11 protein-coding genes are annotated in these 12,635 nt (G+C 66.7%); 7 read left to right on the top strand and 4 right to left on the bottom strand.

Annotated elements, in window-relative coordinates; translation table 11 throughout:
- Window positions 1-15 precede the first annotated feature (15 nt).
- The gene (locus tag R3I40_RS09165; RefSeq protein WP_183376881.1) at window positions 16-1,101 is read right to left on the bottom strand and encodes a zinc-binding dehydrogenase; all 1,086 of its coding nucleotides are present in this window, start codon (window positions 1,099-1,101) and stop codon (window positions 16-18) included.
- A gap of 207 nt (window positions 1,102-1,308) precedes the next feature.
- Between R3I40_RS09165 and R3I40_RS09160 the strand changes: the two genes are divergently transcribed.
- The 3 genes from R3I40_RS09160 to R3I40_RS09150 are packed head-to-tail and all read left to right on the top strand — an operon-like array spanning window position 1,309 to window position 4,395.
- A complete protein-coding gene (locus R3I40_RS09160; RefSeq protein ID WP_317699958.1) occupies window positions 1,309-2,127 on the top strand; it encodes a triose-phosphate isomerase family protein in 819 nt (272 codons plus the stop codon).
- A complete protein-coding gene (locus R3I40_RS09155) occupies window positions 2,115-3,656 on the top strand; it encodes a mannitol dehydrogenase family protein (protein ID WP_285262289.1) in 1,542 nt (513 codons plus the stop codon). Before R3I40_RS09160 ends, R3I40_RS09155 begins: the two co-directional genes overlap by 13 nt.
- Window positions 3,649-4,395, top strand: a complete 747-nt coding sequence (locus R3I40_RS09150) for a GolD/DthD family dehydrogenase (protein ID WP_285262288.1) — start codon at window positions 3,649-3,651, stop codon at window positions 4,393-4,395. The genes R3I40_RS09155 and R3I40_RS09150 overlap by 8 nt, the downstream gene beginning before the upstream one ends.
- 36 nt (window positions 4,396-4,431) lie before the next feature.
- On the opposite strand, the gene R3I40_RS09145 is transcribed toward R3I40_RS09150, so the two are convergent.
- Window positions 4,432-5,379, bottom strand: a complete 948-nt coding sequence (locus tag R3I40_RS09145; RefSeq protein WP_285262287.1) for a sugar-binding transcriptional regulator — start codon at window positions 5,377-5,379, stop codon at window positions 4,432-4,434.
- Window positions 5,380-5,506: 127 nt separating this feature from the next.
- On the opposite strand from R3I40_RS09145, the gene xylB reads away from it, so the two are divergent.
- The 3 genes from xylB to putP all read left to right on the top strand — a co-directional run bounded on the left by xylB (window position 5,507) and on the right by putP (window position 9,376).
- Window positions 5,507-6,874, top strand: a complete 1,368-nt coding sequence (xylB, locus tag R3I40_RS09140) for a xylulokinase (RefSeq protein WP_285262286.1) — start codon at window positions 5,507-5,509, stop codon at window positions 6,872-6,874.
- A 32-nt stretch (window positions 6,875-6,906) separates the two neighbouring features.
- The gene (locus R3I40_RS09135; protein ID WP_285262285.1) at window positions 6,907-7,566 is read left to right on the top strand and encodes a hypothetical protein; all 660 of its coding nucleotides are present in this window, start codon (window positions 6,907-6,909) and stop codon (window positions 7,564-7,566) included.
- Window positions 7,567-7,822: 256 nt separating this feature from the next.
- Complete coding sequence (gene putP / locus R3I40_RS09130) at window positions 7,823-9,376, top strand: sodium/proline symporter PutP (RefSeq protein ID WP_285262284.1); 1,554 nt, start codon at window positions 7,823-7,825, stop codon at window positions 9,374-9,376.
- A gap of 184 nt (window positions 9,377-9,560) precedes the next feature.
- Here putP and R3I40_RS09125 read toward each other — a convergent pair whose 3' ends face one another.
- Window positions 9,561-10,217: a transaldolase family protein gene (locus tag R3I40_RS09125; RefSeq protein ID WP_285262283.1), complete on the bottom strand. Its 657-nt coding sequence runs from the start codon at window positions 10,215-10,217 to the stop codon at window positions 9,561-9,563.
- Window positions 10,218-10,454: 237 nt separating this feature from the next.
- Between R3I40_RS09125 and R3I40_RS09120 the strand changes: the two genes are divergently transcribed.
- Complete coding sequence (locus R3I40_RS09120; protein ID WP_183376900.1) at window positions 10,455-10,952, top strand: NUDIX domain-containing protein; 498 nt, start codon at window positions 10,455-10,457, stop codon at window positions 10,950-10,952.
- A gap of 57 nt (window positions 10,953-11,009) precedes the next feature.
- Here the strand turns inward: R3I40_RS09120 and R3I40_RS09115 are convergent, their stop codons facing one another.
- Window positions 11,010-12,506, bottom strand: a complete 1,497-nt coding sequence (locus tag R3I40_RS09115; protein WP_285262282.1) for a hypothetical protein — start codon at window positions 12,504-12,506, stop codon at window positions 11,010-11,012.
- Between the last annotated feature and the right edge of the window lie 129 nt (window positions 12,507-12,635).

Raw genomic sequence — 12,635 nt, 5'->3', positions numbered from 1 at the left:
GGAGGAAGCGGCTCGTCAGAGCCCGGGGACGATCGAGACCTTGATCGAGGCACCGGCGGAGTCCGCCACCTGATCGAGGGCCGTCTGCACGTCGTCGAGGCCGTACTGGTGGGTGCAGATCTCATCAAGCGGCAGCACGCCGGATTCGATGATCTTGATCGCCTGCGGCCAGCAGTTCGGGCCGAGATGGGCACCGAGGACGTCGAGTTCCTTGTCGTCGGAGATGATCGACCAGTCCACCGACACGTCTTCGCCGAAGACCGAGTACTCCACGTAGGTACCGAGCTTGCGCAGCAGGTTGAGCCCCTGCCCCACAGCCGACGGGTGGCCCGTGCACTCGATGTAGACATCGGCGCCGTAGCCGCCGGTGAGCTCCTTGATCTTTGCCACCACATCGACCTCGCCCGGGTTGAGGGTGAGGTCCGCCCCGCACTTCTTCGCCAGTTCGAGCTTGGCGTTGTCGAAGTCGAGTGCGATGACCTGCTTGGGACTCTTGTGGGCAGCGCCGATGATCGCTCCGAGGCCGATCGGTCCGGCACCGGCGATGACCACAACGTCGTCGAAGGTCAGGTTCGCCCGCTCCACCGCGTGCAGGGAGCAGGACAGCGGCTCGGCGAAAGCAGCGTGGTGAGGGGGGATGGAGGAGTCGATGACGTGAGGGCGTGCGTTGGGAGGCACGATCATGTATTCGGCCATGCCGCCGTTATGGGCGCGAAAGCCCAGCATGTCGTGGGGACCGCACATCCAGTACCAGCCGCGCTGGCAGTACATGCACTCCTCGCAGGGGACGATCTGCTCGATCACGATTCGGTCGCCGACCTTCACCTGGTGGTGGCTCAGCGCTTCGTCCGATCCTTCGATCACGGTGCCGGCGATCTCATGGCCGGGAGTCACACCGTTGCTCACCCAACGGTCGCGGTTCTCATCGCCCCAGAACTTCGCTGCTCCGTGGTAGCACTTCAGGTCCGATGCGCAAACACCAGTGGCCTCCACCTTGATCAGAAGCTCATCGGTTGCCGGCGTGGGGACCGCGATCTCCTCGAGGCGGTAGTCCTCAGGGCCGTGCATGACGACGGCCTTCATCGTTTCCGGTGTGGTCATCTCGTGGATCTCCTTTGATGTCAGATGCCAGCCGCAGTCCCGGCTGCGGTGGAACGTCGGTGTCCGGATTCATAGTAGCGAGCAGGTGACACTTGTCCATAACAAATGTTACGACTGCGCGCTCGGGCTGTGGTTGACTTCTGAGCAGAGAGTTCCGCTACTCGCCGACGAAGGGAGAGCCGGGTGCTGATCGGCACGAGTTGGAAGATGAACAAGACCATCGCCGACGCCCGGACCTGGGCGATGACGCTCGCTGCGGGCCTGCGCAATGCGGACTTCTCAGGTCTCACGCCGTTCGTGATCCCACCGGTGACAGCGCTGCATGCCGTCCGAGAGGAACTCACCGACTCGCCGGTCGTCCTCGGCGTTCAGAACGCTCACTGGGAGGACTGCGGGGCATTCACCGGCGAGATCTCCCCACTGCAAGCCGCAGACGCCGGAGCCTCCATCGTCGAAATCGGACACTCCGAGCGGCGCGCCCTCGGCGAGACCGACGAACAGATCCGCCTCAAAACCGCTGCTGCACTTCGCCACCGGCTGATACCGCTCGTGTGCATCGGAGAAGACTCTGCTGCCCAGCGCTCGGGCCGTTCTGGAGTGGTCATCACCGATCAGGCGGAATCTGCTCTTGCCGGACTCAGTCCGAAACAGCAGTCACGCGTTGTGATCGCCTATGAGCCGATCTGGGCGATCGGTGAACAGGGCCGCGAACCCTCGGTTAACGAGCTCGCCGATCAGATCAGCGAGCTCCGCAGTGCGCTAGGAGAGCGCGTTGCTGCCGTCATCTACGGCGGCTCTGTCAACACGTCCAACGCTCGTGACCTGCTCGGCATCCCCGGCATTGATGGGCTGTTCATCGGCCGCAGTGCTCTGGATGCCTCCGCATTCCTCGAGGTTCTCGCTATCGCGCAGGAATCCGTCGGCCGCCGACGAACACCCACCCTGGACCCCACAGATGTTCCCATGCCCTCACCGGGTGCGAACGACCCGACCACACCCTCTCTCGAAAAAGGATGTCAACGATGAGACTGTGTACTGAGAATCTGCCGGAGATCGTCACTGAGGGAACCGCCGCGACCCCGTCGCGCACGATCACGGGTCCCGACTATGACCGCTTAGGGCTGAAAGCCGGAATCGTCCACTTCGGAGTCGGCGGATTCCATCGAGCCCATCAGGCCGTGTACCTCGATGACCTGCTCAAGCGCGGCGAAGCTCGGGACTTCGCGATCTGCGGTATGGGTGTGATGCCCGGAGATCGTCGAATGCGCGATGTTCTGCGCGACCAGGACTACCTTTACACCCTGCTGACCCGCTACCCGGACGGCACTGAAGCCGTTCGCATCATCGGCTCAATCATCGACTACATCTGGGTGCCGGAGGACCTCCGCGCAGCCCTTGGCAAGCTCGCCGATCCATCCACTCGAATCGTCTCCCTCACCGTCACCGAGGGCGGTTACAACTTCAATCAGGTCACTGGCGAATATGACTTGGCGCAGCCCGCGGTTGCGGCCGATATTGAGAATCCGCACGAGCCATCGACCGTGTTCGGTCTGATTGTCGAAGCGCTGCGAATGCGTCGTGCAGCCGGCGTCGACCCGTTCACGGTGATGAGTTGTGACAACATTCAGGGCAACGGCGATCTGGCAAAGGCGATGTTCACCGCCCACGCAACTGCTGTGGACGAGGAGCTCGGGGCATGGATCAGTGCGAACGTCGCCTTCCCCAACTCCATGGTCGACCGCATTACCCCGGCCACTACCGAAGACGACGTCGCCTACGTGAGGGATCGGTTCGGGTACGACGACCAGTGGCCCGTCGTCACCGAGCATTTTCTCCAATGGGTTCTCGAGGACTGTTTCACCGGCCCCCGCCCGGCCTACGAGCACGTGGGAGTTCAGGTGGTGGATGACGTCACCCCATACGAGAAGCTCAAACTTCGTATGCTCAACGCCTCCCATCAGGGGCTCTGCTACTTCGGCTACCTCGCTGGCTACCACCTGGTGGATCAGGCCGTCTCGGATCCGCTGATCGCCGACTTCCTGCTGCGGTACATGCGTGAGGAAGCCATGCCCACCCTCGATGCACTGCCGGACACCGATGTGGAGGTCTACGCCCAGGAGCTTCTGCGTCGCTTCACCAATGCATCCGTCAAAGACACAGTGCCGCGGCTCTGTGCGGAATCTTCTGATCGGATCCCCAAGTGGCTTGTTCCCGTCATCCTGGACAACCTGCGCGGCGGCGGGCAGGTGAAACTGTCGGCTGCCATCGTCGCGAGCTGGGCGCGATACGCCGAGGGCACCGACGAGAACGGACAGCCCATCAGGATCATCGACAACGCCGAGTCACGGGTTCGTGCGAATGCGCAGGCGCAGCTGGGCGCTGATGAACTAGCGTTCCTGCGGGAGCCGGACTTCTTCGCCGGCCTGGCCGACGAGCCGCGCTTCACCGAGCCCTATCTCGAGACCCTACGCTCCCTGCACCAGATCGGTGCATCTCGAACCCTGCGCGCGATCCTTGCGCGGGACAAAGCCAAGGAGGACCCGAAGAATGACTGACCACACCTTCGCCGACCAGATCGTCATCGTCACCGGTGGTGCCAGTGGTATCGGCCTCGCGATCGCGGAGCATTTCGCAGCTCGCGGCGCACGTCTCGCGCTGATCGACCTCGCCTCCACCGTGGAGGAAGCGGCGAATTCCCTGCCTGGAGCCGGACACACCGGAATCCAGAAGGACCTCTCCGATCCGGCAGCCGCGACCGAGGTCGTCGACCAGGTCGTCACCGAGATGGGTACACCGCATGTCCTCGTGAATTCCGCTGGTGTGGCGATCTTGGACCGCGCTCTCGACGTCACCCCAGACAGGTGGGCGACGACCATGCGCGTGAACCTGGACGCTTCGTTCTATATGGCTCAGGCCGCGGGGCGCGTAATGACCGAAGCCGGCTACGGTCGCATCATCTGCATGGCGAGCCAGGCCGCGGTGATCGCGCTGGACTCCCACGCGGCCTACGCGGCGTCCAAGGGCGCGATCGTGAGCCTGGTGAAGGTGCTGGCCGCGGAGTGGGCACGCAGCGGCGTCACCGTCAATGCCGTCTCTCCGACCGTGATCGAGACACCGTTGGGGAAGAAGGCATGGGCCGGGGAGAAGGGCGAACGAGCCCGGGCCGCGATCCCTGTGGGCCGATTCGGACAGCCGGAGGAAGTGGCGGCGATGGTGGCCTATCTGGCCGGGAAGGACGCTGCGATGGTGACAGGCACCAATATGCTGCTCGACGGCGGCAACACCATCGTGTGAGACGCGTGCTCAGCACGATCCGACCCCGCCGTGCGGTCAGGCATCGTCACCCGCCACATCGATCACCGCGCGAGCAGTCCGGGCATCTGTGATCAGACTGCTGATCAGGCCGTTGCGCGCGGCTGCGAGGATCGAGGTCGCCTTGATCTCGCCTCGAGCGATGCCGATGCGCTTCGGGATGCGGCGAAGCGTCTCGGCATCGGTGCGGACGAGATGGTCACTGCCGGGGAACTCGAGGATGCGGCCCTCATGATCGAAGAAGTTCAGGCTCACATCACCGACCGCGTGATCGAACATGGGATTCTCCACGGGGATGACGCTCGTGACCGAATCACGAGCGCGCAGCGGCGCGCCGATGGCGAGGAGCGCCGCATCTGCCCGGCCCCACAGCGCCTGCACCTCCTGGAAGTCCGGTTCCTTGAGAAGGGTGCGCATGAGGGAACGGCTCGGCATCGCCGGAGCGTGGATGGGCACCGCGGTGGCGCCGGTCCGGCGCGCCATCATGCCGACGATCTCATTGGTCTGGAACCAGGGCTCCATCTCCCGCTGTCCGCCGACCGAGGGAACGAGCGTCACTCCGGGCAGCTTCGGGAACAGGTCAGTGAGCACCACGGAGTACATGGTCTGCCCACTGGACAGCAGCACAACCGACTCCGGAGGCAGCGCCAGTTCACGCAGCTCCGCGGCGAGCTCACCGGCGAGGCCCCGCATTTCCAGATCGCTGTCCTCACCCATGAAGATGCGGACGTGCGCGAGGCCGAGTACGGCGGCGAGCTTCAGTTCGAGCGGCGCCTTGTCGCTGGCGAACGGGTCCACGATCTCGATGCGGACCAGGCCGATGCGCCGCGCCTCAGCGAGGTACTTCGAGATCAGGGGACGGGAGACTCCCATGTCCTTCGCGATGTCCGCTTGGGTGAGGGAGTGCTCGTAGTAGAGCGTTGCGGCTCGCAGCAGAGCCCGCAGGTCGTACCGCGTTTCGAGCACTGTTCCCCTTCCACCATGCCGCAGAGCGGCCCCCTGCCGTCGCCTCAGTGTAGGCGGATCCACGGCGACCGCAAGATCACCACCACCCGATCGATACTGTGGAGTCGCAGTCTCAGAAAGGCCCGTCATGGCACTCGTTCTCGGCATTGATTCATCGACCCAGTCCACCAAGGCCCTCCTGGTGGACGCGGACAGCGGTCACGTCATCGAGGAGCGCCGTGGAGCCCATCCGGATTCCACGGAGGTCGATCCTCGGGTCTGGTCGGCTGTCATGGACGATGTCATCGGCCCGCTGCTGCCCAGGGCGGATGCTGTCGCCGTCGGCGGCCAGCAGCATGGAATGGTCGCACTGGATGCGCAGGGGGCACCAGTGCGCGACGCCCTGCTGTGGAACGACACTCGCAGCGCCGGTGCAGCCGACGACATCGTCTCTGAATTGGGTGGGCCCGCTGCTGCAGTCCGAGCAACCGGATCGGTGCACGTCGCCTCGATCACGAGCACCAAGCTTCGGTGGGTGCGCGATAACGAGCCGGAGAACGCCTCCCGCATCGCCCGCGTGGTACTGCCTCATGACTGGCTGAATCACCACTTGGACGCAGCCGGAGGCTGGTTCACTGATCGTGGTGATGCGTCGGGAACGGGATACTTCTCGCCCGAAAAGGACGGCTGGGATGAGCGGTTGGCGGTGCAGGCGCTCGGGCATGACTTCGCCCGCCCAACGATCGCGCACCGCCCCAATGCGGTCGTGGGGGAGACGTCGACCGGAGCTGTGATCGCCCCCGGCACCGGCGACAACATGGCGGCAGCACTGGGCCTTGGGCTCGCTGAGGGCGACATGTCGGTCTCCGTCGGGACGTCGGGGGTGGCGGCGATGCGCGCCGATAGTGTTGCACGGGACGAAACCGGTGCGGTCAACGGCTTCGCAGATGCGACTGGACGGTGGCTGCCGCTCGCCTGCACGCTGAACGCCTCCCGGATTCTCGACTTCGGATGCATGATGCTCGGAGTCGATTACGACCAGCTGTCCGAGCTTGCACTGCGGTCCGTCCCTGGTGCACGCGGGGCGGTCTTCGTGCCTTATCTGGACGGTGAACGTGCACCGAACCGCCCGACGGCGACGGGCACTCTGCACGGACTGACCCGTCAGCATCGCCGTGAGGACATTGCCCGCGCCGTTGTGGAGGGGCTGCTGTGCTCCCTTGCGGATGCCGTCTCCTTCGTTGAAGCAGCGGCGGGACGCAGTGCCGATCGTCTGCTTCTGATCGGCGGCGGGTCGAAGTCTGCCGCTGTTCGGGAACTGGCTCCGATGGTCTTCGGATTGCCGATTCACGTGCCGGCGACCGCAGAGTACGTTGCGCTGGGCGCAGCGCGGCAGGCGGCCTGGGCGCTGTCCGGCGCCCAGGAGCCGCCCGTGTGGCAAGGGCCGGCACTCGCTCTGATGGAAGCTGACCATGCGCCAGAAGTCCTCGAACACTACCGAAAAGTGCGAGGATGAGCTGAGACTCTGCCCGCGCAAAGGAGCTCCTCATGACCGCCCAGCCGCCGCCCACCCAGCCGAACCAGCAGCCTGCCGACCAGCCGTCGTCCGCGTTCGACTTCTCCGGCTACCGTCTCACCTTCCCCGTCCTGCCGCGCAGCCTGCGCGAATTCCTCCCCGAGCCGGGCTGGTTCGGGAAGCTCTTCGCCGTCCGCCACATGCCGACGGAGGCCGCGATCAGCTACGTCACCAACCTGATCCTGCTGATCATCGGGCTCGTCATTGCCGCGCTGGTCATGCTGATCGGCGTGCCGGCTCTCCTCCTCGGCCTCCCGGCGATCGGTGCCGCTGGCCCTGCCGGCATCGGCTTTCTGCTGGTCGGCATTGTGATCATCGCGCTGGCCCTTCTGCTCAGCGTGGTCTCCGTGATCGCCCTGCTGAAGATCCGCGAACAGCAGAACTGGGCGCGCTGGCTGCTTCTCGCCACCACCCTGTTCAGCATCATCATGGACGCCACCCCCTCCTCGACGGAGACCGACCCGATCGTGGCCGGGGCGGCGACCGGCACCGGGGTCTTCACCACCCTGCTGACGCTCGTGCTGCTGGCCCTGCTGTTCCTGCCGCGCTCGAACGCGTGGTTCCAGGCCGCCGACGAGCAGAAGCGCGCCGACCGCGCCGGCCACCACGGGCCGACGGGACCCGCCCACTGACCCTGAGCCCGGCGGCGGGCCGGCACCCGTCGGCCCGTCGCCGCGGTCCATCACCCACGCAGCCCGGTCCACTGTGCCCGGAGTCATGCCCGCCCTCGCACCGCCCCTGACCTGCGGACTTCCGGCATGTGAGACACATGGACGGGACGAAGCTCCCCACGAATGGCCCACGGCACAAGCGCGGCGGTCTTCACGATAGGGTCACATGCGTTCACGAGGGCCGAGACGGCCCGCTCCCCAATCGAGAGGAGACTTCGTGTCTGACCTCACGTTCAAACTCATCGCGGTGGGATTGTACTTCCTCGCGATGATCGGCATCGGGTTCTACGCCTTCAGGAAGACCCGAAGCGGCGACGACTACATGCTCGGCGGCCGCAGCCTCAGCCCCTTCACCGCCGCGCTCTCCGCCGGCGCCTCCGACATGTCCGGCTGGCTGATGATGGGTCTGCCCGGTGCGCTGTACATGTCGGGCCTCGTCGAAGGGTGGATGGCGATCGGTCTGACCACCGGTGCCGCCCTCAACTGGATCTTCGTGGCCCCACGTCTGCGGCGCTTCACCGAAGTCGCCGGCGATTCCATCACCATCCCCAGCTACTTCGACAACCGCCTCGGCGACACGACCCGTCTCCTGCGCGTCGCCTCCGGCCTCGTCATCCTGGTGTTCTTCACCTTCTACGTGTCCTCCGGCATGGCAGCCGGCGGCAAGTTCTTCGTCTCCGCCTTCGGCGGCGAATACTGGATCGGCATGCTCCTCGTTGCCGGCATCACCCTGCTGTACACGATGTTCGGCGGCTTCCTCGGCGCCACCTACACTGACATGGTGCAGGGCCTGATCATGCTCGCCGCCCTCCTCATCGTGCCGACCCTCGCCATCGGCGCAGTCGGCGGCCCCGGCGCGATGTTCGAATCGGTCGGTCAGGTGAACCCGGACTTCGGCTCCCTCGTCACCGGCGCCACCGTCATCGGCGTCATCTCCTCCGCGGCGTGGGGCCTCGGCTACTTCGGCCAGCCGCACATCATCATCCGCTTCATGGCGCTGCGCTCCTCCAAGGACGCCCGCATGGGCACCGTCATCGGTGTCGGCTGGATGGTCCTGTGTGTGCTCGGCGTCATCGCCACCGCGATGGCCGGCATCGCCTACTTCCAGCAGAACCCGGACATGAGCCTCTCCGACCCGGAGAACGTGGTGCTGGACCTCGCCCAGATCATGATGCACCCGCTGCTGGCCGGCATCGTCCTCGCCGCCGTCCTGGCAGCCATCATGTCCACCATCTCCTCGCAGCTCGTGGTCACCTCCTCCGCCCTGGTGGAGGACCTCGTGGGCACCGGCGTGAAGCTGTCGGCGAGCGCGAAGCTGTGGCTCGGCCGCATCGGCGTGCTCGTGGTCGCCATCATCGGCGCCTTCATCGCCCGCGACCCCGAGTCCACCATCCTCGGCCTCGTGGCGTTCGCCTGGGCCGGCTTCGGTGCCGCCTTCGGCCCGATCGTGCTGCTCTCCCTCTACTGGAAGCGACTGACCAACATCGGTGCCCTCGCCGGCATGGTGACCGGCGCCGTGGTGTCCTTCGTGTGGGGCAAGAGCAGCCAGGCCATCGGCGCGGAGCAGACCACGAACGGCATCGCCAACCTGTGGGGCGCACTGTCGGAGCCGCTGTACGAGATCGTGCCCGGCTTCCTGCTGTGCCTCATCGTTGCGGTCGTCGTGTCCCTGCTGACCAAGGCTCCGGGTCGCGAAGCCCTCGCCGGCTTCCGCCACATGGAGACCGCCACCACCGAGCGCGCCGCAGTGGAGGACTCCACCGCGGTGTGACCGCTCGCTGCCCCACGGATCGGGCCCCGTGCGGGGCACGGCTGTGAGTGCTGAGAACAGAGCGCTGCACCCTGAGCGCTGAGAAGCGGCCCGTCTGACGCTGAGTCAGGCGGGCCGCTTCTGCTGTGTGCGGGGCGGGGCGGTGGGGGCAATGCCGCAGCGGGGCAGCGCCGCGGCGGCGCGGTCAGTTCATCGCGTCGTGCGCCCAGGCATCCTCGAGGTGCTGATGCGAGGTCGCGATCGAATGCTCATTGGCGAGCAGCTGGTGCGCGAACTCCGGCCCCAGCGTGGCCGCCGGGATCCCCGCCGCGAACAGCGCCGACATCTGGTCCAGGCTGCGGATCGACGCCGCCAGAACCTTCGTCTCCGATTCGCGCGCCGTCAGGATGCGGTGCAGTTCGATCGCGGCGGCGACACCGTCCACGCCGAGGTCGTTCAGCTTGCCGACGTACGGCGCGATCCAGCCGAGCCCGAGCTCATGCGCCAGCACGCCCTGCGCCGGGTGGTACACGGCCGTGAGAAGGATGCGCTCACCGGCGCCCTGGAGGTCGTTGACGACCCGGAGCCCGTCGGGCGTGGCGGGGATCTTCACACTCGCGTTCAGGCCGAGCTCCAGGATCTCCTCAGCGCTGGAGCGCAGCTCGCCGTGCGTGCCGCCCACTGCCTGCGCGAAGAACGTCTGCGCGCCGAGGCGGTTCGCGTGGTCGTAGAGGGCGGGGATGTCGCGCTGGGACAGTCCGGCCGCGCGCAGCGCCTGCGGGTTCGTGGTGACGCCGTTGAACAGGCCGTACTGCATGAGGTCGTCGAGGTCACCGGGGCGAGCGGAGTTGATGAAGAGCACCTGGTCTCCTTGCGTGTGAGCAGGGTGGTTGGGTGTGCGCGGTCGGCGCCCGGGTGCGGGCGGCCGCGAGGGCGCTTCCCATGCTAGTCGGCGGGACCCGTCGGCACCGGGGAGTTCCGCATGCGCCCTGCCGGGCTGGGGGGCCGACGGGGGCGGTGGCCGGCGGGGAGGGAAGGAGGCGGGCCGACGGGGCCGGCGGTGGAGGGGCGGGGCAGGCGCGCTGGCTATCGTGGGGGCATGAACGAGCTCCTGCCCGACCCGTACTTCTACCAGCAGCTGCCGTCCATCCACGCGTCCGGCTCCGTGATCCTCCGTGATGAGCATGGCCGGTTCGTGATCGAGAAGCCGAACTACCGCGACCACTGGCTGTTGCCCGGCGGCGGGGTCGACGGCGGTGAGGACGCCCGCATCGCCGCGGAGCGCGAAGTGCTGGAGGAGATCGGCCTGACGGTGACGGCGGGCCGCATGCTCGTGGCGAACTGGGTGCCGTCGCACATCGCCCAGGGCTCCACCATGGGCGTCCATTTCATCTTCGACGCCGGCGTCATGCCCGCCGCGGAGCTCGAGGCGACGATCCGCCTGCAGGAATCCGAGCTCGATGACTGGCGCCTCATCGACCGCGAAGACGCGCATCTGCTGTCCGACTGGGGAGGCCGGCGAACCCTCTACGCCCTCGACGTCCTCGACGGGAAGGCGGAGCCCGCGCTCATCGGCCAGGACGGCCGCGGGTACTGATCGGCGCGGCCGCCCGCGCGCCTGGGCCCGCGCCTGCCCGCGCTCGCGCCGAGAGCCTCACCCGTTGGCGTCGCTGTCCTCCGGGTCCGGCGCCTCCACCGTCAGGCCGGTGATCACCAGGCCCTTGCCCGGCGTGATCGTCAGTTCGATGTCCGCGGTGCCGGTGCCCATGTAGGCGTGGGGAGCGTCCGACGGGTCCTTCACCGTGCGGATGTCCACGGCGTGGATGGTGATGACGGAGCCGTCGAACGAGGTGACTTCGCTGCCGCGCATCTCCGCATAGTCCACCTGCGGGTCCTTCTCGATCGCGGCCTGGTAGTTCGGGCCGTCGGTCGAGCCCGCCGAACCGAGGAACTCGCCGTCCGCGGAGAACACGGAGATCGATCGCCAGTACCCGGTGCCGCCGGCGGTGCAGGACAGCTCGGCCAGGATGTACCCCTTGCCGTCCTTCTCCACGCGGTGCACCTTGTCCACGCTGACCATCGCCCCGCCCACGTGCTGGTCCGGGTCCGGGTTCTTCGCCTCGCCGTCCACGAACGTGAGTTCGTAGTACTTCTCGCCCCACGCTGTGCGCTCCGGCTTCGGAGCCTTGCCGTCCTGGTCAGCCTGGTAGTAGTAGCCGAATGAGCCGCACTCGGCGCCCACCGGCAGGGTGGCGTTGCGGACCTTGTCCTCAGTCCAGATGCCGTACGTCCCGGAGGGTGCATTCGGGGAGACGTCCTCGGCGCCTTCGAGCGCGAACTCGCCCTTCTTCAGGGTGTAGCTGACCTTCAGCTCATGGGCCTTGTCGCAGCGTTCCTCAGCTGACTCGCACATCTCGTAATCGGCGTAGCCGTACGCGTGCGGGATCGTGAATGAGAGGGTGCTGCCGTCGATGCTGATGTTCTCGGCGTAGGACAGCTCATGAACAGTGTCCTCGCCGGCGGCCCTGCGGACCGTGTCGTAGAACTCGGAGCTGAGTCGGTTCGCTTCGCCGATGTACGTCAGATCTGCGCTGTACACGGGGAGGGTGACAGCAGCGTCATGCCCGCTCGAGCGGCAGGACAGCTGCACGAGGACGGCGGGTTCCCCCTCGAACAGGATCGGCTGCACCACCTCGGGATCCACATAGACGGTACGGCCGGATGACATCGGCTTCGAGTACCCGTCAGTGAACGCCATCGACACCGGCTCGTTGCCCGCGAACTTCATGGACGCGGCACTGAGATCGCCCTCGGGCGCATTGGTCCAGGCAGCGCAGGCGCCCGGAACATCCAGCGTGCTGTTCATGATCGTCTCGGCCGACGGGAGCTTCGCCTTCTGCGCGTCTGTCAGATCCATCGAACTCGCGGGGCGCGCAGGCTCGGCGGACGCCGGGGATCCGTCGGCCCCTCCGCCATCAGAGCCGCCGCCGGACCCCGGGGAGGAGCCCGACGGGGGCGAGGCGGGTGCATCGGGGCTGCCGAAGGTGAGGTCATCGCAGCCGGCGAGGGCGACGGTGAGGAGGACTGCGAGCGCAACGGTGCGTGCGCGGCCAGTGAGTGTGGTGAGGCGGGCGGTGAGCGGTGCGGGCATGGCGACTTCCGGGGAGCAGTAGCGCGCCCGGCCGCGAGCACGGATGCAGGACTGCTCAGCCGGTGTTCGATGCGGGCGCGGGGGATGTCCCTATGCTATGCCGCACGCGTCGATTGTGTGCGGGTATGC

The sequence above is a fragment of the Helcobacillus massiliensis genome (assembly GCF_033106145.1).
Classification (GTDB): domain Bacteria; phylum Actinomycetota; class Actinomycetes; order Actinomycetales; family Dermabacteraceae; genus Helcobacillus; species Helcobacillus massiliensis.
Note: the sequence above shows the minus strand (reverse complement) of the source record. Positions and strands in the feature narration are given on the sequence as shown.

What these genes read in the sequence shown, in the direction of transcription:
- R3I40_RS09165 (WP_183376881.1), bottom strand. Translation starts at nt 1,101, where the DNA reads ATGACCACACCGGAAACGATGAAGGCCGTCGTCATGCACGGCCCTGAG.
- R3I40_RS09160 (WP_317699958.1), top strand. Translation starts at nt 1,309, where the DNA reads ATGAACAAGACCATCGCCGACGCCCGGACCTGGGCGATGACGCTCGCT.
- R3I40_RS09155 (WP_285262289.1), top strand. Translation starts at nt 2,115, where the DNA reads ATGTCAACGATGAGACTGTGTACTGAGAATCTGCCGGAGATCGTCACT.
- R3I40_RS09150 (WP_285262288.1), top strand. Translation starts at nt 3,649, where the DNA reads ATGACTGACCACACCTTCGCCGACCAGATCGTCATCGTCACCGGTGGT.
- xylB (WP_285262286.1), top strand. Translation starts at nt 5,507, where the DNA reads ATGGCACTCGTTCTCGGCATTGATTCATCGACCCAGTCCACCAAGGCC.
- R3I40_RS09135 (WP_285262285.1), top strand. Translation starts at nt 6,907, where the DNA reads ATGACCGCCCAGCCGCCGCCCACCCAGCCGAACCAGCAGCCTGCCGAC.
- R3I40_RS09120 (WP_183376900.1), top strand. Translation starts at nt 10,455, where the DNA reads ATGAACGAGCTCCTGCCCGACCCGTACTTCTACCAGCAGCTGCCGTCC.
- R3I40_RS09115 (WP_285262282.1), bottom strand. Translation starts at nt 12,506, where the DNA reads ATGCCCGCACCGCTCACCGCCCGCCTCACCACACTCACTGGCCGCGCA.